Here is a 19,061-nt window from a genome sequence, read left to right on the forward strand (position 1 = left end):
ACCATGCCCGACATTCCCATGGGGTGGGCGACGTTGATCGCCGCGGCCGTGACCGCGGCCGGTGGTATGGCCGCGATCGTGATCTCGATCGTGCTGGGCGCCCGCACCCGCCGCGCCGTGAAAAACATCGCATCCGACACCCGCGAGGTCAAAGAACAAGTCACGAACAGCCACACCACCAACCTCCGCGACGAATCCGACCACCGCCACAACGAACTCATCAGCGAGATCACAGCGGTCATCAGCGAGATCACAGCCGTCCGCGCAACCCAGGACACCCACGGAGAGCGCCTCGATGAGGTGCAACGCACCCAACGGGGCATGCAACGCGATATCGGCCGTCTCGCCGACGCCGACCAAGAACAAACCCGCACCGATCACCGCCTCAGCGAACGCCTCACCGACATCGAGAAGAACAACCCCCGACCACACCTCCCCGAAGGAGAATCATGAGCAAGCACCTCACCACCGAGAACGTCCTCGACGTTCCGGAGATCGTCCATGCCGGCCAACGGGTCCTCCGCACCCTCGTCCAGGCCGGGATCCCCGCCTTCCTGACCTTCGCGGTGATCCTCCCGCAGGTCATCGACGCCCTCGGCCTGCCCCTCACCTCGAAGGCCTACCTGTGGCTGGTCGGCCTCGCCGGCATCGTCACCGGGATTGCCGCCGCCCTCACCCGCATCATGGCCATCCCCACCATCAACCAGTGGCTGACAACCATCGGCCTCGGCACCATGAAAAAGACCGACCCGCGGACCCCCGCCACAACACCCGCCGACCCGACACAGGACCCCGCAGCAGCACCACCCACAACCGGCTGACCACCAACACCACACATCGTTAATCGGACAGACCCCAGTAGCCCGAGGCTGCTTCGTTGTTCTCGTAGGATGTGGGACCCTACTTCTTGCCATTTTTGAGAATCCTTCGGCATACTCCTCGCAGGTCCCGCCACTATCGGAGTCATAAGTCAGATCAGGGGCGCTTAGCTAGAAAGGCCGCGTATGGCGTCGACGAAACAGCGCACCGTCTACTTCTTCGAGCCGATCGTGCTCGACCAGGCCGGCAACGTCCAACCGATCGAGGGGGGCTTTTGGTCCGACCTCCACGACCGGATCAGCAATCTCGACGACAACGCGCGCCGGGGCGAGTTCTTTGGCCGTCGCCATATCGGCTCAGCCCGTGAGGAGACCACGCCGCCCGAGAAGTACCTCTACGTCGGGAAACTCCGGCCGGGCGCTGATTGGCCGGACGTGAGCGACGGCGACGGCGCGATCGCTTCTCTCGCCTCGACCGGCTTCTCGGGCTCGCTGATCGAGCCCGCCTACCTCCTCGGCGTCAGTGGTACGAACTATGTTGCAATTCTGAGGTCGTCGGCCGGGCCATCTTTTACCGCTATCGCACGCTGGCTCAACATGGTGTGCGAGTTCAACACGGAGGCCGAGCGGCTCGAACTCCGATCTTACGTTCGACGGGATCAACTCGAACGCTTCAACCGAGCCAAGCAAGCCGCGAAAATCTACCTGAAGGTCGATCCGGGGGTGATGACGGATGCCGAACCGAAAGGCGAACTTGGTCAGGCGCTTAAAATCGCCCAGAGCGCCGGAGCGGGCGGGGCATCCGTCGAACTCACGATCAGTTTTGGTAACGTGCGGCCTACCGACAGAGCTGGAGAAGACCTCGTGACTAACCTCCGCGAGCTCCTCTTCACAACCCGAACTCCCTTCAAGAAGGCCAAGGCAACGGTTATCGCGGAGGACCAGGACGGCGCTCTTATACGTGACAAGATCGACTTCACACTCGATCGAATCACCGTTCAGCAGAAGATCGGAGCCTCCGAGGACGAGGAGCCGACGCCGACCATCGTCCTCCAAGCCATGCTCGAAGCGATCGGCCGTTTCCGCTCAGAACTACCCACTGACACATAGGAAATAACCATGAAGCACTTCCTTGGCTTCCTCCGTGACCAACCGTTCTGGGCCGACCTCGGGCTCTTCATGCTCGTCGCGACACACTTCGCCATGACCACGCTCGGCTACCTTCCGAATGTCTGGGCGGCCATCGCCGACCCCTCGAATCAACAGGCCGCGCAAACCCTCTATCTCGCCTGGCTCCAGCCCGCCGCGACCGTCGCCGGCTTTGCGGGCGTGGTTGTGGTCTTCGGCCTGACTGCAAGTTCGGATCGTTTCAAGACGTTCCGCGCGAACGCCGGCCGGAGTCTTCGGCGGACGTGGGTTTCCTCGAGCCTCTCGGGGTTCGAAGCGGTCGCCCTCGCCGTGGCCGCACCAATGGTGAGCATTGCCGGGCTCCTGAACGTCGCGCCGTTCCTTTTCGAACTCGCGCTCCTTCTGTTCCTCCATGGCGCGCTCCGACTGATCTGGATTCTCTCGGGTCTGATCGGCATCGTCGGTGCAGACGATATCAAGGCGACTGGCGAGAAGCAGCCCTACCCCCTCGACCGTCTCCCGTATAAGAACGGCGTCGACCGGAGGGCCGGCTAAAACCGAATTCGCCACACCCCTGACCGCCACCCCCACACCCCGACCCACCCCTCACACGAGGCGGTGGGCCGGGGGTCCTTTTGTTGTTCTCAAGGGACACACGGTCGAATCTTCCAATAGCTCTCGCGTTGTGAACCCGAGATTCAGCCTGCTAGGTTTGAGTTTCCGGGGGTGGCCGGCTTGATCGCTCCGAGTTTTGGGTAGCAATCTACCTGTTGGCTCCGTTGGTCTCGAGAAATGAAAGTTGCGATTCAACGCGGACGAAGTACTTGGGAGCAGCGGCAATTGCCGCATCGACGATCGTCACGCTCGGACTGCTCACCCCTGGCACCGCTGTGGCGGATACAGGAGCGCCCGATCCGCTTGAGGCGGTCGTCGCGTCAACGCCCAGCACTGCGAACAACGCGGCAGATGTCACGACGAAGTCCACCGGAAAGAACGCGATTAGCGCAACGGTATCCGGTGCGGACATCTCAGTCCCGGTCGACCCTGCCGCGAGAATCTCACTGGACACGAACGCGGGCAGGCTCTCTGTGGCCCTTCCGTTCGTCCAAAAGGCTCAAAACGCAACTGTCGAGAAGAACGGCATTGTCTCGTACAATAACAGCAACGGGTCGACCTCGGTTCCGGTCGTGACAAAGGACGGATCTCTCCAGATCAATACCGTGATCTCAACCGTTTCCGCGCCGAAGCAGTATAGCTATGAGTTCACTATCCCGGATGGTGGGCAGATTGTCCAGGCCGGTGACGGCTACTTCGTTCTCAATTCCACCAATGACCCCATCGCTTATATTGCAGCACCTTGGGCGAAAGATGCGAACAAAAATTCTGTACCGACACATTACGAACTCACTGGCACAACACTGACGCAGGTCATCGATCTGACGAACAAGACTGCGTTCCCGGTCGTGGCTGATCCTCAGTTCGTATGGTACGGAGTGCTCCCGTCCGTTCAATTCACCCGATCAGAGACCAAGACCGCAACGGCGCTGACCGGAATGGCGACCGCCTGCGGCTGGGTGACTCGCTTCACGAGTTACGTAGGTGGTGCGCTTTGCGGCCTCAATGCAGCTTCGATCATCATCAACACGCAGCGCATTTACTACAGGGAAAAGCGTTGCGCTCAGCTCCTGATCGGTCCAGGCGTGATCGGCACGATCGGCTACTCAGGGGGCTACTGCAAGTGAGGTTCCGCGATGCATTTCGTTCGGACGTGCGGCGGGCAATCAACGCCACTCCCGTCCGGCGGCTCGTTTCCTTTGGCTCCATGGGAATTTTAGTGATCCTTGCGATCGCCTTCGGCGCTGTAGCTCCGTGGTGGGTTTGGCCGCTGATGCTCCTTATCGAGGGAATCGTGTTCCTCGTCCTTGGCAACCACTGGGCCGACAAAGACGCACTTGAGAAAGCACAGAGAGAAGAATAAACCTCGAAGGGGTACGAGTTTCTGCTCGTACCCCTTGATCATGTCATCTCCGGAAGTTGCCGAGGATGCTGTCCGCGATTGCGACGAAGACCTCACTTATCCGCGCGATCCAAAGCTTTACCGCCCATTCATGGCCAGGTTCGCGAGACTCCATCATGCCCCTCCTCATCGTTGCATCAAGTGTAATGCAGGGCTGTCTTCGCGTTTCGGAATGCGGCAGACTAGTTCGGTCGTTTGCGTGTGAACTCGTGAATGCCCTGAACGAGGGAATGAATATCTTCGCGATCACGCTATCATGTAACGAGATCGGTGACATGGAAGTACGGTACGAGGATGCGAACTCGCCACCATCGATCGGCTCGGAAGGTGGCACCAGCTCCACTCCAACCTCGACGGACTCTGGGCTGGCAAGCTCAGCGCCAACTACCGACTCATCATTCGCCCCGACGGCGCCGAGGACCCGGCAAGCGCCGTCACCGTTATCGGCATCCACGACTATCACGAACAACCCCGCTGGAGACCAGCATGAGTACTCGCAACTATGCCGTCGCCCCCGGTGAGTTCATCCAGGAGTGGCTAGAAGAAGGGGGCGTCTCGCAGCAAGCTCTCGCTGACCGTATGGGATGCAGCCGCAAACAAGTCAACGAAATCATCAACGGCCGCGCACCCATCACGAACGACAGTGCGATTCGTCTTGAACGTGTCGTCGGTATTCCGGCCGACTCGTGGTTGCGATACGAAGCCGCATACCGTTCTGACCTTGCTCGGATCGCCGACCAGGAGAACCTTAGAGTTCAAGCAACTCCCTACCTCGAGAAAGGATCGGTGTGATGACGACTATCCAGCATTTCATTCTGGTGTTCGACCACTCCAAAGGTCACCTCACCGGCGAACCGCTCGAATACGGTCAGGACAGCGAGAGCGCCCTTGCCCGCTACTCCGAACTTGAGGAAGAGTTCCGCAACAACACGAACATGGACATCGTCCTCATCGGCTCGGACTCTCTCGACACCGTCAAGGTCACCCACGCCAACTACTTCGATGGGACCGCTGCGTTCGCGAAGTACCTGAACGACATTCAGGCACAACGAACCAACTAACCCCTCGCCCCACCCCAGCGGGAACACCACCCACAACCCCCTGACAACTAACAGCCCCGTGACACCCCGGCTCCGCCCCTCGATACGGGCGGAGCCGGGGCTTTTCGTCGTTCGCCGGGAAGATGAACACAGATCGTGCCAGGACGAGCGGCGCCCACAGAGGGTGCACTTCCTAAAAAAGAAGAATTGGAAAGAAAACTTTCAAACCAGATGGTACTAGCTGTTGCTTTTTACCGGACCACAGTTTCGTTAGGAGGGAGCCAAGTCATACCTGTTATTGGTTTCCGACATGAACTCCCCAGCGCTAACGTAGATCATGTATTCGATGTGGGTGACGGTATTTACGACATGCCTGGCCACCACACCACAAATGATGCCGGTTGGAAATGGGATGTAGACCGGTGATCCTGAATCGCCCTCTTGGACAGGAGTATCCGAGATGGCCCCATGCTCGCCTACTCCTCGAACCTGACCCTGAGGAACATCCATTCTGCTCCACTGACAGTTGACTTCCGTCGTAGCACCACTCGTACAGAACCTGTCTACGTCGCCCGGGACTCCGTCTCGGAACTCACTGATAGGAACGGGCGAGAATCCACGAGTTCGGAGTGATTCCGTCCAGACCTTGCCTACAGCGCGCGGTTCAGAGCGCTGAATAACGCTGCAATGCACATCATGGTACCGGCCTACGAAGCAATGACTTCTCCGAGCAACCGCCGGCAAAACCCGGATCATCATCAGGTCAGATATGTTTGACTTCCAAATAACCTTACCGATAGGGCCTCCAGCCGTGTCCACAACGTCGCCGACATTGCCGCAATGACCAGCAGTGACCACATAGCGGATCGCCCGACGGTAAGAGGTCAAATTCGACCAGAATCCATTCTTCTTCACCACAAAACCGGCCGTACAAGGATGAGGATAGGTACCTGGGAAGATCAGCTCCGTCCCCGCCATCACAGGAGTGGTCATACGCTCCGGCCGGACCGCGGAAGCGGGCGCTTCGGACACGAGCACCGCACCCGCCACTAAGACCACCGCCATTGCCGCTTTCAAAACCCGCCCACGAGCCCGCCGGAAACGCTGGGAGCCAACACGCTCCAAAGACTCCTGTCGGGATGTGGTTCTCGATTCGTTGAAAACCGATTTGAGAAAAACTTTTTTCTTCACGAAAATCCTCACAACGCTCTAGAAAAGTTGAATTTCAAGTATTGGGGTCGCCAATGGGCTGAGAATGATCCACGTCTTCCTGCACAGCCTCATCGAAACCTGCGACAACCGGGAAGACCGTGTCCGAGGTGACCCCCACCAAGGTCAATACGATCTCCTGACCGTTCACGCGGAAGAAGCTCCTCACCGTAGCCCCCCTCGCGTCGATCGCCCAGGGCGGCCGTAATGCGCCAACCACACTGGCTTCGCCATCGACAAAAGCAACCCCTCCGTCCCGGAAGCCCACCGCCTTAATACCCTCCGGCAACCCCAAACGGAATCGATACTCCCGCGGAGCACCCGCAGACGGCACCCTGATCACCGTCTGAGCACCCTCACCTGTCCCAAAAGTGGTCAGAACAGAACCGCCTACCTTACTTGAGATCAGCGCATCCCCCACACCATGGAAAAGACTCGCCGGGATACCCGTCGTATCGACCGCTTCGCCCGTTACCGTCCCAGGCGGATCAAAAGAAAACTCATCACTATCCTGCTGATCAGAACCCGACTGATCACCCGCAACAGAATGACGAACCGGGCTCGCCTGCGCACCCGACACCACCCCCGCAGACACACCGACAACCGCGACAACCACCGCCGCAGCCCCCAGAACAACCCACCCCCTACACAACCTACGCAACATGATCACACCCTTCCCAAAGGGCCAGAAGCCGAACCGCAACCCGGTCCGCCCCAGCCAACCCAACTCTGCGCCCTGAATATCCCACCTCATCACCCCCCACGGCAAGACCAAAACCCGAACCGGACACTGAATCGGCCTGATTTTCGTTCCGTTCTTCAAGTAAGGATGGAAACTCGATGAACAGGAAGTATTCGCCGGAGATGTGTGAGCGGGCGTTGCGGATGCTTGCGGAGACGCGGCCGTCGCACCCGACGATGATGAGCGCGGTCCGTCACGTGGCCGGGCTGCTGGGGATGAGCCCCGAGACGCTGAGGCTGTGGCAGCGCCGCTACGAGGTCGACGCTGGCGTGATGCCGGGGCTGACCACGGACGCTGCGGCCGAGATCAAGCGGCTGCAGAAGGAGAACGCCGAGCTTCGTAAGGCCAACGAGATCCTCAAGGCTGCGAGCGTGTTTTTCGCGAAGGAGCCAGGCCGGCCCTGACCGAGATGATCCGGTTCATCAATGAACATCGTGATCGTTTCGGGGTCGAGCTCATCTGCCGGGTGCTGCGCCCGGCAGTTCAAGGGTTCCTGACCTCCCGCGGGTATCGCGCCGCGGTCGGTCGCCGTGCCCGCGCGGAGGGTGTTGCACAAGCCATCCGGGTGCAAGCGCAGAAAGCGACTCACGGTCTCGGTTGTGCCCGGCTCGGCCCCTGCGAAACGGTCGATGGACTTCTTCGTGTGTACGGTACGCGCCGAGGAGGTCATCTCGTCCTCTATCCGTGGACGGGGCCGGGAGAAATCGGTCGGGTCCTTCTTCGAGCCGCGAAGACGCGCAGCGTACTCGTTCGTCTTGCCATAGGCCACGCCCGCAACGTTGTCGTCGTGCAAGAGGTCTTCGAACAGGTCAGCGTCGGGCAGGTCGCCCAGCGCGTCGCTTACGCTCGCGCCGAGCGGCAGTGCGGGGTTCTTGGGAACCGAGCCCCTAATCGTGCGCGGCGTGTGGGTCGGCTCGGGGTATTTGGGGAGCGCTACGTCCTTGCGGGCTCCGACGAGGATCGTGCGTCGGCGGGACTGCGGCGTACCGTAGTCGGCCGCCTGGAGGACCCTCACGGGTGTCACGACGTCATACTGGCCGCTCGTCTCGAACGACTCCACCACCTCGTCGAGAAGCTGGCGGTGTGGGCCCACCATGAGGCCCGCAACGTTCTCCATGAGAAAGTAGCGCGGCTTTAGTTCAAGCACGATGCGGACGAACTCCTTGAGGAGCGCGTTGCGCGGGTCGTCGACCAAGCGACGGCCGATCATCGAGATACCCTGACATGGCGGCCCACCGGCGACGAGGTGAATCTCGCGATCACCGATCTCGCTGCGCTTGCGGATCTCTGCACCCGAGATCTTCGACACGTCTGCGCAGAATGTCTTGCCCTGGGGAAAGTTAAACTCATGGACGGCCGCATGAACGGGATCGTACTCGACAGCGGCGGCGACTTCGTAGCCGGCCTGCTCGAGGCCGAGCGACAGCCCTCCGGCTCCAGCGAAGAGGTCTACTGCAAGGGGACGCGATGCGTCGATGGGCATGCCTCCAACCGCATCTTTTCGATCGATGTTCGACCAAACGACGCGCCGTGCGTGACCTAGTTTTGATCGATGCTCGCCCCAGCGGCCTTGTCGATGACCCGTTCCAGACTATCCTTCGCCGCGTCCCCCACCCAACTGCGCCCCCACCCACCCCTGCCCACACTCTGCCCACAAACACCCCCCTGCCCACACTCGACAAGGCTGCCACCTCGGGGAGAGCTTTACTGAGCTATGTGGGTAGTAATGTGGGGACCATACCCATCAATTCCTTGCCAATAAGGGGAACTGAACCGCTCACCGTTTCCGGGGAACGGGGACGGGCGAGATCCGGGTTAGGAGGCTTTGGACTTGGCAGCGCGACGGGCGGCGAGCTCGTCGAGCGAATCGGTTTGGGTGTCGAGCTCGACGAGAGAGGACTCGACCTCGCGGAGCACCTTGCCGACGGCGATGCCGAAGACGCCCTGGCCGCGGCTGACGAGGTCGATGACCTCGTCGCTGGAGGTGCAGAGGTAGACGCTGGCGCCATCGCTCATGAGCGTGGTCTGCGCCAGATCGCTGACGCCAGCCTCGCGGAGCTGATTCACGGCGGTGCGGATCTGCTGGAGCGAGATCCCCGTGTCGAGCAGGCGCTTGACGAGTTTCAAGACCAGGATGTCGCGGAAGCCGTAGAGACGCTGCGAGCCAGAGCCGGCGGCGCCGCGCACGGTCGGCTCGACCAGGCCGGTGCGGGCCCAGTAGTCGAGCTGGCGGTAGGAGATGCCGGCGGCGCGGGCGGCGACGGCGCCGCGGTAGCCGCCGGTGTCGTCGAGCTCGGGAAGACCATCGGTGAACAGCAGACCCAGGTCGTACCGGGCGGCGTCGCTGTCAGGATTCGCTTCACTCATGGTACACGCCTCTCCCGATGATGGTCGCGCCCGGTCACCGGGGCGCTTCATCCACGGTATCCATCCCCCGCTCCCCGGGCAACGACATCCGGTCATTCGCCGTCGGCGTGTCGAGCGACCCGGATCGTCAGGGGCGGAGGCGTTCCAGGGAGGCGCGGATGATGCTGGCTCGCACAGTGTCCAGGTGATCCGCGATCTCACGCGCGAGCTCGGCCGTCCTGGCCTTCGCGGTGACGTCCTTCCGGCGCGCGATCGGCACCAGAGCGGTCTCGATCAGACCGACCTCACGCTCTGCCGCCGCACGGAATCCGCGCAGGTGCCGCGGTCCGATCCCGGTGCTCGCGAGTTCGGCCAGAGCGCGCAGCACGACCAGGGCGTCCTCACCGTAGAGTTCGGCGGGCGCGATGAGCGAAGCGCTCACCGCCTCCTGCAGCAGCTCCGGCGTGGCCCCGGCCTCCCGGAGCAGCTCGTCGCGGTGGAAGCGCCGGCCGACGGGGAGGATGGAGGCACCGGAGGAAGCGCCCGGCATCGCTGGATTCTTGCCCGCGTCGAGGTCGGCGAGATACTGCTTGATGACCTTGAGCGGGAGATAGTGGTCGCGCTGCATCGCGAGCACTGTTCGCAGCCGTTCAAGATCCGCCGGGGAGAACTTGCGGTATCCGGAGGGAGTGCGAGCGGGCGCGACGAGGCCGCGCTCCTCCAGGAAACGCAGCTTGGAGGAGGAGAGCTCGGGGAACTCCGGCGTCAGCTGTGCGAGCACCTGGCCGATCGAGAGCAGGGCGGGCGCGGCGGCCGGGACCCGCGCTGCTGACCGGGCCATTAGCCGCTCGCCACGGCGGCGAGGTCGTGGCGGGAGGCGTAGAACGTGAGCCGGAACTTACCGATCTGAACCTCGGCGGAGTCGGCCAGAAAGGCGCTCTCGATGCGGACGCCGTCGTAGTATGTGCCGTTCAGCGAACCGAGGTCGCGGACCTCGAAGGTGGTTCCCCGGCGCGTGAACTCCGCGTGCCGTCGCGAGACGGTCACATCGTCGAGGAAGATCTCGGCGTTGGGGTGACGGCCGGCGGTCGTCACATCGGCGTCGAGGAGGAAGCGGGCCCCGGCGTTGGGGCCGCGGCGCACGATCAGCAGCGCGGAGCCCGAGGGCAGCGCGGCGATCGCCTCCTGCTCCTCCGGCGAGATCTCCCCGTCGAGCGGGTACATCTTCGACACGAAATCATCGCCGAAGCGAGCCGTGGTCTCTTCGTTCCCCGACGCGGAATCACGCAGGGGGTTGTTCGTGGCGTCGCGCTCCGGCGTGTTGTCCGAACCGTGGGGATAGCTCTCGTCAGGCACCGTCAGCCTCCTTCCCGTCCAGCGTATCGGATCGAACGCCGCTGTCATCGGCCGGAAGACGGATGACGCGGGCGGTTTCCCGAATGTAGGCGATGCCGGCCCACCAGTAGAGGAAGGCGCCCCAGAGCGCGAAAGCCCAGCCGAGCGGGAGGGAGAAGGGAGCGAGGGGCGCGAACGCCTCGCCGAGCATGAGCAGCGGGAGCGCCCAGAACAGACAGAAGGTGGCGACCTTGCCGAGGTGGCGTACCGGGAGCGGGCCATAGCCGTGGTTCGCGAGGATGACGCCGAGGACAGCGAGCATGACATCCCGGGCGACGATGACGGCGACGAGCCACCACGGGACGATGTCCCGCCAGGCCAGACCGATCAGAGCAGCGAAGATGTAGAGCCGGTCGGCGGCCGGATCGAGCAGCTGACCGAGCCGGGAGACCTGATCGAGTCGGCGGGCCAGCCAGCCGTCGAGGAAGTCCGTGATGCTCGACACGACGAGGACGAGGAGCGCGAGGGCGTCATGGCCCGCGATCACGAAGGCCAGGAAAACCGGAACGAGCGCGAGCCGGAAGAAACTGAGAGCGTTCGGGATCGTCCACACGCGCGCGCTGATCGCGCCGACTCCATCCACGAGTCCACTCTACTGAAGGGGGTGGGCATCCCCGGAGAGGTCACCGAGAGCGTCTCGCTGCCGGGCCGCCCGGAGGATCGCGGCACCAGCGCCAGGGCTCTCCGATCGTCCCCGGTTCCCGCGCCGCCGGGACGGTGAGGGCACCGTCGCAGCCGGCCGTGCTGGCTTCGGGAAGGCCGAGCGCATGTGGTCGGTGTCGAGGTAGTCGGCGACGCCGATCAGGATCAGGCTGAACACGATCTGCTCCGTCACCATCCAGAACGGGTACAGGCCGGGGATCGCGGCAATGACCAGCGTGACGATCGGGAAGATCTTGGAGAAGAGGCGCAGCCGCAAGTACGCCCAGTAGTACCCTTTCCGGGCGCGCCAGCCGAAGTAGAAGAGGGTGAGCGTCATCCCGAGGACGACGAGAGAGCGCATCCACACCGCGAACGGGACGGACACGCCGTTCAGGTCGAGTGCGACCGCGACCGCGACGGCGACGGCGCCGAGGAGGAGTTCGGCGGCGAGGAGCCAGCCGATGACGGCGAACGCGCGCCGGGTGCGCGGGTGCTCACGGCCGGCGGCCGGGACAGTGTAGCCCGCGTACCGGCCGCCCGCTATGCGGTCGAGACGCCTGAGGAAGGGTTCCATGCCTTCACGTTAACCCACCGGCGGCGGGGATGCCTCCTTCTTTCGATGGACAGAGCGTACGGTGGAGGCATGTCGTGCATCCGGTTCAACACCCCTGCCCAGCGCCAGGCGATGCGAGAGCACCGGCCGGCGATGCTGACAGCCGAGGAGGCAGCGGCGCTCCACCCGGCTCCCGAGGTGACCGAGAGCAAGATCCAGCGGCTGCGGCTGCTGGCGACGGACACGAACCCGAAGATCCGCGAGGCGGTGGCCTCCAGCTACAACGCGCCCGAGGATCTTCTCGCAACGCTCGCGAACGATCCCGACGAGGGCGTGCGCGGCTGTGTGGCGAAGAACGAGGTCACGCCGTGCGACATTCTGCGCCACCTCGCCGACGACAGCTCGGAGACAGTGCGTGGCTGGGTCGCCGTCAACTACTTCGTCCCGGCGGATGTGATGGCGACGCTCGCCGGGGATCGCAGCCGCACAGTCAGGAGCCTGGTGAAGTGGAAGAGCGACCTCGCTGCGGAAGCCGAAGCGGAGGCCACAGCCCGGGCGGCGGTCTGAAGTGGCCGATCCCGCGAGCGTGCGCGTCGACTCCTGGGCGTGGGCCGTGCGGCTGTTCAAGACCCGCTCATCGGCCTCGGACGCCTGCAAAGCCGGGCATCTGAGAGTCAATGGCGATCGGGCGAAGCCCGCGCAGCCGGTGAAGGTGGGCGACGAGGTCCGCGCCTTCGCGGGCGGGTCGGAGAAGCTCTACATCGCGAGGCGGCTGATCGTGAAGCGCGTCGGCGCAGCCGTGGCGGCGGAGTGCTACGAAGATCGGACGCCGCCGCCTCTCCCGAAAGCGGAGACCCCGACCGGGATCACCCGCGAGCGCGGTGCCGGACGCCCGACCAAACGGGAACGGCGGATGCTGGAACAGCTGCGGGGGCGCTGAGGGACGAGCCGGGCGGCGGGTCGATGTCTGCGCCGACGCCGATGTGAAGGCGCGGTCGCCGCAAGCCGCGGCGCGCTGCGGGAACGGCAGCTACTCGGCGAGCACGGACAGCACATTGCCGGCCGGGTCACGGAACCAGGCGATGTCCGGCCCGCGGTTCTGCGCCCTGCCGCGAGCGATGCCTTTCTCATCCGTCCGCAGGTCGTCGTCCTCGTAGATCTTGGTGACGACGCCCTTCGCGTTGAGGGCGTCGACCGCCGCGTCGATGTCGTCGACGACGAGGTTCAGGATGGTGAACGACGCGGGCGCGTGATCCGGCTTCGGGTAGACGAAGACATGGCCGCCTGCGGGCAGGGCGAGATCCAGGGAGCCCATCAGGCCGTCGGAGACGTCGAGGCTCAGGACGTCCCGGTAGAAAGCGCGGGCGGCGGCGATGTCGTCCACGCTGAAACCGCTGAAGATGTCGAGGATGCTGACCATACGCCCCACTCTCCTCCACGGGGAGCGGCGAGTCCAGGCTAGTGCGGCTCGGAAGGGTACGCCCGCGCCGCACGGCTCCTCCCCCGCTCGACGCTCGTCGAATGCGAGGCCATTATGATAACTTAAACTATACGAGTTGCGTGACGACACCCCGTCACTGACCGTGCAGCAGCCTCTTGTGTCTCGAAAGGCTTCGCCATGGCCACCGTCTCAGCGCATGTCGCGGTCGCCCTCACCCGTTGCCTCGATCGGGTGTTCAGGGTGATGGGCACCGGCAACGCGCACTTCCTCGACGCGATCGAACGCGGCACCGACGCCACCTTCGTCGCCGTCCGCCACGAGGCCGGCGGGGTCGTGGCGGCCGATGCCCACTACCGCGTCTGCGGACGGCTGGCGGCGGCGACCTCGACCTATGGCCCGGGCTTCACGAACACCCTCACACCGCTCGCCGAGGCGGCGCAGGCGCGCATCCCGCTGCTGCTGGTGGTCGGCGACGCGCCCGCCTCCGGGCCGCGACCGTGGGACGTCGACCAGATCGCCCTCGCCTCCGCGGTCGGCGTGCGGACGTACACCGTGGGCGTCCGGGACGCTGCCGCGACCGCGCTCACCGCGCTCGAGCATTCGCGGGCGCAGCGCAAGCCCGCGGTGGTCGCCATCCCTTACGATATGGCGTCGTGTGAGATCGGTCCGGTCCCCGATCTGCCCCTGCCCCCGCCGCCCGCTCCCGCCATCCCCACCGGCCCGGTCGCCGAAGCCGCACTGGATCGCATCGCTGAGGGGCTCGCCGGCGCACAGCGAGCGCTCCTGCTCGCCGGACGCGGCGCGTGGCTCGCGGACGCGGGTGCGGTGCTCGGCGAGCTGGCTGCGCAGACCGGTGCGGTCACCGCGTCGAGCGCGCTCGGCCGGGGAATCTTCCCCGAAGACCGGTACGACCTCGGCGTGACCGGCGGCCTCGGCGCGCACCCGGCGATGACGCTCGTGCGCGAGGCCGATGTCGCCGTCGTCTTCGGCACCTCGCTCAACCCGTTCCTCACCCGTTTCGGCGAGCTGTTCGCGCCGGGGACGCAGGTGTTCCAGGTCGATATCGCCCCCACCGCCACCCATCCTCAGGTGAACGGGTACGTGCGCGGCGACGCCGCCGAGGTCGCGCGGCTCGTGCTCGAACGCCTCCGCCGCGCAGGGGCTGCGGCCTCCGGGTGGCGCGAGAGCGTGGATGTCCGCGCCCTGCGCTCCTACGACAGGGGCGACGGCCTCGCGCCCGACGGCCGCCTGGATCCGCGCACTGCGGCTGCTCGCATCGGCGAACTGCTCCCCGACGACCGTGTCGTCGTGTCCGACAGCGGCCACTTCCTCGGCTGGGCGAATATGCACTGGCCGGTCGCGAGCCCCGATCGCATGGTCATGGTCGGCACGGCGTTCCAGTCGATCGGCCAGGGCTTCCCGAGCGTCGTCGGTGCGGCGGCCGCCCGCCCCGAGTCCACGATCGTGCTCACCACCGGCGAGGGCGGTGGGCTGATGGCGATCGCCGACCTCGAATCGGCGATACGCGCCGCGGGCGGGCGGGGGCTTGCGGTGGTGTGGAACGACGCCGCCTACGGCGCCGAGATCACCCTCTACGGGACCGCAGGGCCTCGCACGGGAGCCGATGCTCATTCCGGAGATCGACTTCGCCGCGGTCGCGCGGGCCTTCGACGCCGAAGGCGTCGTCGTCCGCACTGTCGCCGATTTGGACGCACTGGCCGAGTGGACCGCGCACGACGCTCGCGAGCGTCCGTTCCTGCTGCTGGATCTGCGCATCAGCGGCAGTGTCATCGCGCCCTACTATCAGGAGATCATCCGCATGAAATCCTCCGTGCACCAGCCGGTCCAGCACGCGCACCGCGGGCACAGCAGTCCCTAGACGAAACGCACAGCCTCCTGCAGCCGCGGGCGCAGCTCGAACGCGCGGTCGACGCTCTCACGGCCGGCGGCGTTCGCGCCGTCGCGGAGGATCGCGGGCAGGAGCGAGCGGCGGACGACGAGCGAACCGGCGAGACGGCCACGCGGGACCGCATCGAACGGAACGGCCAGGGCGTCATCCGGGACGACGACGAGATGACCGGTGAAGCGCACGCCCGCCTGACGGCCGAAGGACTTGGCGGCGCGAGCGAGGTCGTGGAATGGCTCCTCGTCGCGGGCAAGGCCGGGGCCGACGAGTTCGCCCTTCGCGATCCTGACCTCGCCGCCCCAATCGGCGGAGCGGACGGCGAAGAGGCCGGCGGGACCGAGGACGATGTGATCCAGCTTGGTGTCGGAGGCGGGATGGACAGCGACATCGCTCCAGAGGGTGAAGCCGATTCCGAGGCCCGACACAGCCCGGGCTGTGGCCTCCTGGGCGAGAGCGGCGGCCAGCAGCCGGCGGATCTCGCGCGGCGCCGAGCGCACCAGGCCCGGATCGTACGGGTCGGCGTCGCTGCCGCGGCCCATCCACTCCCGCATGAGGGCGAGGAAGCGCTCGCGGGCCTGTCCGCCGGGATGGCCGTAGCTGCGGGCGCGCACGGTTCCGCCGCGGGCGGCGGAACGGGTGGGGTGCATGGTGGCGCTGAACCCGCCGGCGGCCGACTCGCCGGAGACGGCGTCCACGGCGAGGCTCTCGCCGCGGTCGTAGCGAGCGCGGGAATCAGGATCGCCGACCAGCTCCCAGGCGGCCTGAACGGCCTGGAACCGGGCGGCGGTCCCGCCCGTGTCCGGATGGGTCTCGCGCGCAAGCCGCCGGTAGGCCCGGCGCAGGTCCTCCTGGCTCACGGCCGCGCTGACGCCGAGGGTCTCGTAGGGGCTCGGCGCGGCCGGACTGTCGCTCATGGCTTTCGACACTAGCGCGCGGTCCCGCGAATTCGCTTCACTTTCGATGAGGACAGGATGTGACCGACACGGCGAAGGCGCTCTGTGTCGGCACGCGGACCAGGGTCAGCGCGTCTCCGACCCACTCCGGTTCGTGCAGGTCGCCCCGCCCGGGCCGGCGTGCTCGATCGCGTTCGGCGAGGGGCTCACCGATACGGTCCCGGGAACGGTGACGGGACTCCCGATCGTGGCGCCGGACGCCGATGCCGCGCTCGCGCACCTCCGGGAGAACGGTGTGGACGCGCAGGGCGTCGCCGATTTCGGCTGGGGGCGCTTCGCGACGTTCGCCGATCCGGACGGCAACCGCTGGAGCCTGCAGGATCTGCCGCCGCGCCCCTCAGCGGGGAGGTGTCCGTCACTGCACGGAGACCTCGTTCAGGGCGACGTGTCCCCAGGTGAGGTTGGCTCCCCTGATCTGTATTTCGAATCGTGTCGCCGTCATCGGAGCGTGGAAGGTCACCGTGCGGCTCTCGACGGTTGAGGTGTTCTGCGACCAGCTCAGCGCCGTGATGGGGACGACCGTCTGCCAGGGACCGTCGTCTCCATTCAACGCCTGCACGAACACGGACGTCGGTCCTTGCCCTTGTCCGAAGGCGACCTGGAAGGTGATCGAGTCGGCGGTCACGGGCGGACTGTCGATTTCGATGTACCCGAGGGAGCCGCTCGACGAGGCCCAGGAGGTCGCGGTGTCGTCGTCGATGAGCGCCGCCGTGGTGTTCGTGGCGCTGAGTTCACCCATGGAGGTGGCGGCCACACCTTGATAGCTGGCTCCGACTTCGTAGAGGGCGATGTGCCCCCAGGTGGTGTTGCCCGCACGGACCAGCAGCCGCAGTTGCGTGGTGGACACAGCGGCGGGAAGCGGGACCTTGGCATATTCGACGTTCGTGCTGTTCTGGTGCCAGTTCAGGCTTGCGGAACGGACGGAGGTGACCCATGAGCTGCCGTTCCAGGTCTGAACGTCGACGCTCGTCGGCCCCTGGCCTTGTCCGAATGCGGCGGCGAGAGTGACGGCATCGAAGGTGCGGGCCTCGCCGAACTGCACAGTGACATTCCCGGGGAACGTGGGCGAGTCCGCGGACGCCCACGACGTCGAGCTCCTCCCGTCCACAACGTTCGCGATGTTCCCGATCGAAGTGCCCAGCGTTGTGGAAGCGGTCTCTGTCACAGCGTGCTGGATCGCTCCGGCGTCGACGGCGCCCATCGGGACAGCGGTGCCGAGCTCGTCCTTGGTCTGTCCCCACTCTGAGACGCCGATTCCACGAGCCGGCGAACCCGAGTCCGGGGTGTAGGCGGAGACGTAGGCGGTGAATTGAGCGGGAGTGATGAACCCGCTTGCGGGGAGGGCGGCAGCCGGGTTCGCGACGGCGGGGTCGCCCATCGCGGGCGCGGGGTCGTTGGCCGCCGGGGTGGTCGACGACGCGCCGCTCCAGTACAGGTTGTGGGAGTAGTGGTTCGCCTTCTGCCCGCTGACGTTGTACGGGACGTTCGCGGGGTTGTAGATGATGTTGTCTGCCAGGGTGTGCGTGGGCGAGACCGAGTTGCTGGAGGTGTCTGCGGCGATGATGCCCACCATCGGCTCCGGAGCCCCGGGAACGCCCGGAGCCGTCAACGTCGGCGCCGGGGTCGCCGTTGCCCAGATGGTGTTGTTGTAGGCACGCGTGTTCGCGCACCCGCTGAGGAAGCGGAAGGTCAGCCGCTTATCGTCGACGCTGAGGTTGTAGCGGACCTGGTTGTTGTACGACGAGATCAGGCACATGAAGAAGCCGCCGTTGTTGCTGTCGCTGATGTTGTCTTGGACCGTTGAGTGGGTGGTTCCCATGTCCGCGTCGAAAGCGAGCGCATCCGCGTTCGAGTAGATGCCCTCCGAGGCGGTGTGCCGGACCGTGTTGCGTTGGACCAGGATGCCATCGGTGCCTTGCCACCAGATGCCGACGTTGCCGCCTCCTGCGACGAGCTGATGGGACGCGGCGCGATCGACGGTGTTGTACTGCACGAGCACGTTGTCGGCGTACTGCGGAGTGATGCCCCCGCCGGTGACGTCGTGGACGTAGTTGCTGTCGATGCTCAGGCCCGTGTACGGAACCCGGGTCGAGGCGACTTCGGTGGCGGGAATGCCCGTCTCCGAAGAATAGATTTCGCATCCCGCGCACCAGGTGGTGAAGGTGGAGATGCCGTAGGCGTTGATGTCGGCGACCTCGTTTCCCGTGATGCGGAGGCCGGAATACCAGGTCGGCGTCGTGTTCCCTCGAACCCCGACGGCGATGCCGCCGTTGCCGATCCCACCGGAGGCGCCCACGCCGTCGACCGTGTGGACGTCGTTGTTCTCGATCAGGATTCCGGGAACCTCGCCCAGGTCCTTGGCCTCGACGTAGATCCCGCGGTAGATGTGACTGGTCGAGGCGGCGAAGTCGCTCGAGTTGGTGATTTCCAGTCCCGTGATCGTCACATCGTGCGCGTTCTGCACCTCGACCGTGTTCGTGGCCGTCGTCGCTCCGTTCAGCAGCGGACGCCCGGTGCCATAGGAACCGATCGTGATCGGAGCCGAGGACGTCCCGGAGGAGGTGATCAGCAGCGAGCCGGTCCATATGGAGCCGCCTTTGAACAGGACGCTATCGCCGGGTGCGAAACCGGTGGAGTTCACTTTCGCCAGTGAGTGCCACGGATCGCTCGGGGATGTCCCGGCGTTCGTGTCGCTGCCGGCTGCGGAGTCGACGTAGTAGGTGGTCCCCGCCGCGAGAGCGGGTTGCGCGCCGACGAGCGCGGCCGGTATCGCAACGATCGCCGCTGCCGCGATGGTGAGCCACCGCGGGCGGGCATGGGTGAATACATGCCTCATGTCTTCTTCATCCCTGCTGGGGAGTGAGAGAGCTC

At 65.1% G+C, this 19,061-nt stretch carries 20 protein-coding genes and 2 pseudogenes; 11 read left to right on the plus strand and 11 right to left on the minus strand.

The window, feature by feature from the left end; translation table 11 throughout:
• The first annotated feature begins 3 nt into the window (after positions 1 to 3).
• The 7 genes from O159_RS07780 (at position 4) to O159_RS07810 (ending at position 5,024) form a co-directional block, all read left to right on the plus strand.
• Positions 4 to 453: a DUF2746 domain-containing protein gene (locus O159_RS07780; protein WP_021754742.1), complete on the plus strand. Its 450-nt coding sequence runs from the start codon at positions 4 to 6 to the stop codon at positions 451 to 453.
• Complete coding sequence (locus tag O159_RS07785) at positions 450 to 821, plus strand: hypothetical protein (RefSeq protein WP_021755235.1); 372 nt, start codon at positions 450 to 452, stop codon at positions 819 to 821. Before O159_RS07780 ends, O159_RS07785 begins: the two co-directional genes overlap by 4 nt.
• Before the next feature lie 183 nt (positions 822 to 1,004).
• On the plus strand, positions 1,005 to 1,928 hold the full coding sequence (locus tag O159_RS07790; RefSeq protein ID WP_021755236.1) for a hypothetical protein: 924 nt from the start codon (positions 1,005 to 1,007) through the stop codon (positions 1,926 to 1,928).
• A 93-nt stretch (positions 1,929 to 2,021) separates the two neighbouring features.
• Positions 2,022 to 2,501 (plus strand): hypothetical protein, encoded by a 480-nt coding sequence (locus O159_RS07795; RefSeq protein ID WP_144267600.1) that lies wholly within the window; start codon positions 2,022 to 2,024, stop codon positions 2,499 to 2,501.
• Between the two features lie 269 nt (positions 2,502 to 2,770).
• Positions 2,771 to 3,688 (plus strand): hypothetical protein, encoded by a 918-nt coding sequence (locus O159_RS13270; RefSeq protein ID WP_021755238.1) that lies wholly within the window; start codon positions 2,771 to 2,773, stop codon positions 3,686 to 3,688.
• Between the two features lie 761 nt (positions 3,689 to 4,449).
• Complete coding sequence (locus tag O159_RS14015) at positions 4,450 to 4,755, plus strand: HigA family addiction module antitoxin (protein ID WP_081689844.1); 306 nt, start codon at positions 4,450 to 4,452, stop codon at positions 4,753 to 4,755.
• Positions 4,755 to 5,024 (plus strand): hypothetical protein, encoded by a 270-nt coding sequence (locus tag O159_RS07810; RefSeq protein ID WP_043993640.1) that lies wholly within the window; start codon positions 4,755 to 4,757, stop codon positions 5,022 to 5,024. Before O159_RS14015 ends, O159_RS07810 begins: the two co-directional genes overlap by 1 nt.
• 249 nt (positions 5,025 to 5,273) lie before the next feature.
• Here the strand turns inward: O159_RS07810 and O159_RS14525 are convergent, their stop codons facing one another.
• Both O159_RS14525 and O159_RS13275 read right to left on the minus strand, forming a co-directional pair.
• Positions 5,274 to 6,194, minus strand: a complete 921-nt coding sequence (locus O159_RS14525; RefSeq protein WP_144267602.1) for a chymotrypsin family serine protease — start codon at positions 6,192 to 6,194, stop codon at positions 5,274 to 5,276.
• A 34-nt stretch (positions 6,195 to 6,228) separates the two neighbouring features.
• Positions 6,229 to 6,828 (minus strand): hypothetical protein, encoded by a 600-nt coding sequence (locus O159_RS13275; protein ID WP_144267604.1) that lies wholly within the window; start codon positions 6,826 to 6,828, stop codon positions 6,229 to 6,231.
• A 269-nt stretch (positions 6,829 to 7,097) separates the two neighbouring features.
• On the opposite strand from O159_RS13275, the pseudogene O159_RS16815 reads away from it, so the two are divergent.
• A pseudogene (locus tag O159_RS16815) lies at positions 7,098 to 7,244 on the plus strand (IS3-like element ISMyma3 family transposase); the annotation flags it as partial.
• Here O159_RS16815 and O159_RS07820 read toward each other — a convergent pair.
• The 6 genes from O159_RS07820 to O159_RS07845 form a co-directional block, all read right to left on the minus strand.
• Complete coding sequence (locus O159_RS07820; RefSeq protein WP_021755242.1) at positions 7,205 to 8,437, minus strand: DNA cytosine methyltransferase; 1,233 nt, start codon at positions 8,435 to 8,437, stop codon at positions 7,205 to 7,207. The pseudogene O159_RS16815 and the gene O159_RS07820 sit on opposite strands and share 40 nt — an antisense overlap.
• A 332-nt stretch (positions 8,438 to 8,769) precedes the next feature.
• Positions 8,770 to 9,321 (minus strand): MerR family transcriptional regulator, encoded by a 552-nt coding sequence (locus tag O159_RS07825; protein ID WP_021755243.1) that lies wholly within the window; start codon positions 9,319 to 9,321, stop codon positions 8,770 to 8,772.
• A 127-nt stretch (positions 9,322 to 9,448) separates the two neighbouring features.
• On the minus strand, positions 9,449 to 10,141 hold the full coding sequence (gene ftsR, locus O159_RS07830) for a transcriptional regulator FtsR (RefSeq protein ID WP_021755244.1): 693 nt from the start codon (positions 10,139 to 10,141) through the stop codon (positions 9,449 to 9,451).
• Positions 10,141 to 10,656: an FHA domain-containing protein gene (locus O159_RS07835; protein WP_021755245.1), complete on the minus strand. Its 516-nt coding sequence runs from the start codon at positions 10,654 to 10,656 to the stop codon at positions 10,141 to 10,143. The genes ftsR and O159_RS07835 overlap by 1 nt, the downstream gene beginning before the upstream one ends.
• Complete coding sequence (locus O159_RS07840; protein ID WP_021755246.1) at positions 10,649 to 11,278, minus strand: CDP-alcohol phosphatidyltransferase family protein; 630 nt, start codon at positions 11,276 to 11,278, stop codon at positions 10,649 to 10,651. Before O159_RS07840 ends, O159_RS07835 begins: the two co-directional genes overlap by 8 nt.
• A gap of 9 nt (positions 11,279 to 11,287) precedes the next feature.
• Positions 11,288 to 11,911, minus strand: coding sequence for a hypothetical protein (locus O159_RS07845; protein ID WP_021755247.1), 624 nt, complete (start codon positions 11,909 to 11,911; stop codon positions 11,288 to 11,290).
• 69 nt (positions 11,912 to 11,980) lie between these two features.
• Between O159_RS07845 and O159_RS07850 the strand changes: the two genes are divergently transcribed.
• Together O159_RS07850 and O159_RS07855 are read left to right on the plus strand one after the other, a co-directional pair.
• Positions 11,981 to 12,457 (plus strand): hypothetical protein, encoded by a 477-nt coding sequence (locus O159_RS07850; protein ID WP_021755248.1) that lies wholly within the window; start codon positions 11,981 to 11,983, stop codon positions 12,455 to 12,457.
• A gap of 1 nt (position 12,458) precedes the next feature.
• The gene (locus tag O159_RS07855; RefSeq protein WP_021755249.1) at positions 12,459 to 12,830 is read left to right on the plus strand and encodes an RNA-binding S4 domain-containing protein; all 372 of its coding nucleotides are present in this window, start codon (positions 12,459 to 12,461) and stop codon (positions 12,828 to 12,830) included.
• 90 nt (positions 12,831 to 12,920) lie between these two features.
• Here the strand turns inward: O159_RS07855 and O159_RS07860 are convergent, their stop codons facing one another.
• Positions 12,921 to 13,310 carry a VOC family protein gene (locus O159_RS07860; RefSeq protein WP_021755250.1) on the minus strand — a complete coding sequence of 130 codons (390 nt, stop codon included), beginning with the start codon at positions 13,308 to 13,310 and terminating at the stop codon, positions 12,921 to 12,923.
• 198 nt (positions 13,311 to 13,508) lie between these two features.
• Here O159_RS07860 and O159_RS07865 point away from each other — a divergent pair.
• A pseudogene (locus O159_RS07865) lies at positions 13,509 to 15,210 on the plus strand (thiamine pyrophosphate-binding protein).
• Here O159_RS07865 and O159_RS07870 read toward each other — a convergent pair.
• The gene (locus O159_RS07870; RefSeq protein WP_043994157.1) at positions 15,207 to 16,151 is read right to left on the minus strand and encodes a J domain-containing protein; all 945 of its coding nucleotides are present in this window, start codon (positions 16,149 to 16,151) and stop codon (positions 15,207 to 15,209) included. The pseudogene O159_RS07865 and the gene O159_RS07870 overlap by 4 nt on opposite strands.
• A 394-nt stretch (positions 16,152 to 16,545) precedes the next feature.
• Positions 16,546 to 19,026, minus strand: a complete 2,481-nt coding sequence (locus tag O159_RS07875) for a discoidin domain-containing protein (protein WP_021755254.1) — start codon at positions 19,024 to 19,026, stop codon at positions 16,546 to 16,548.
• Positions 19,027 to 19,061 lie beyond the last annotated feature (35 nt).

Source organism: Leifsonia xyli subsp. cynodontis DSM 46306 (assembly GCF_000470775.1).
GTDB lineage: Bacteria > Actinomycetota > Actinomycetes > Actinomycetales > Microbacteriaceae > Leifsonia > Leifsonia cynodontis.

What these genes read in the sequence shown, in the direction of transcription:
- O159_RS07870 (WP_043994157.1), bottom strand. Translation starts at nt 16,151, where the DNA reads ATGAGCGACAGTCCGGCCGCGCCGAGCCCCTACGAGACCCTCGGCGTC.
- O159_RS07780 (WP_021754742.1), top strand. Translation starts at nt 4, where the DNA reads ATGCCCGACATTCCCATGGGGTGGGCGACGTTGATCGCCGCGGCCGTG.
- O159_RS07860 (WP_021755250.1), bottom strand. Translation starts at nt 13,310, where the DNA reads ATGGTCAGCATCCTCGACATCTTCAGCGGTTTCAGCGTGGACGACATC.
- O159_RS07875 (WP_021755254.1), bottom strand. Translation starts at nt 19,026, where the DNA reads ATGAGGCATGTATTCACCCATGCCCGCCCGCGGTGGCTCACCATCGCG.
- O159_RS07820 (WP_021755242.1), bottom strand. Translation starts at nt 8,437, where the DNA reads ATGCCCATCGACGCATCGCGTCCCCTTGCAGTAGACCTCTTCGCTGGA.
- O159_RS14015 (WP_081689844.1), top strand. Translation starts at nt 4,450, where the DNA reads ATGAGTACTCGCAACTATGCCGTCGCCCCCGGTGAGTTCATCCAGGAG.
- O159_RS07845 (WP_021755247.1), bottom strand. Translation starts at nt 11,911, where the DNA reads ATGGAACCCTTCCTCAGGCGTCTCGACCGCATAGCGGGCGGCCGGTAC.
- ftsR (WP_021755244.1), bottom strand. Translation starts at nt 10,141, where the DNA reads ATGGCCCGGTCAGCAGCGCGGGTCCCGGCCGCCGCGCCCGCCCTGCTC.
- O159_RS07825 (WP_021755243.1), bottom strand. Translation starts at nt 9,321, where the DNA reads ATGAGTGAAGCGAATCCTGACAGCGACGCCGCCCGGTACGACCTGGGT.
- O159_RS07795 (WP_144267600.1), top strand. Translation starts at nt 2,022, where the DNA reads ATGACCACGCTCGGCTACCTTCCGAATGTCTGGGCGGCCATCGCCGAC.
- O159_RS07810 (WP_043993640.1), top strand. Translation starts at nt 4,755, where the DNA reads ATGACGACTATCCAGCATTTCATTCTGGTGTTCGACCACTCCAAAGGT.
- O159_RS07850 (WP_021755248.1), top strand. Translation starts at nt 11,981, where the DNA reads ATGTCGTGCATCCGGTTCAACACCCCTGCCCAGCGCCAGGCGATGCGA.
- O159_RS07790 (WP_021755236.1), top strand. Translation starts at nt 1,005, where the DNA reads ATGGCGTCGACGAAACAGCGCACCGTCTACTTCTTCGAGCCGATCGTG.
- O159_RS07785 (WP_021755235.1), top strand. Translation starts at nt 450, where the DNA reads ATGAGCAAGCACCTCACCACCGAGAACGTCCTCGACGTTCCGGAGATC.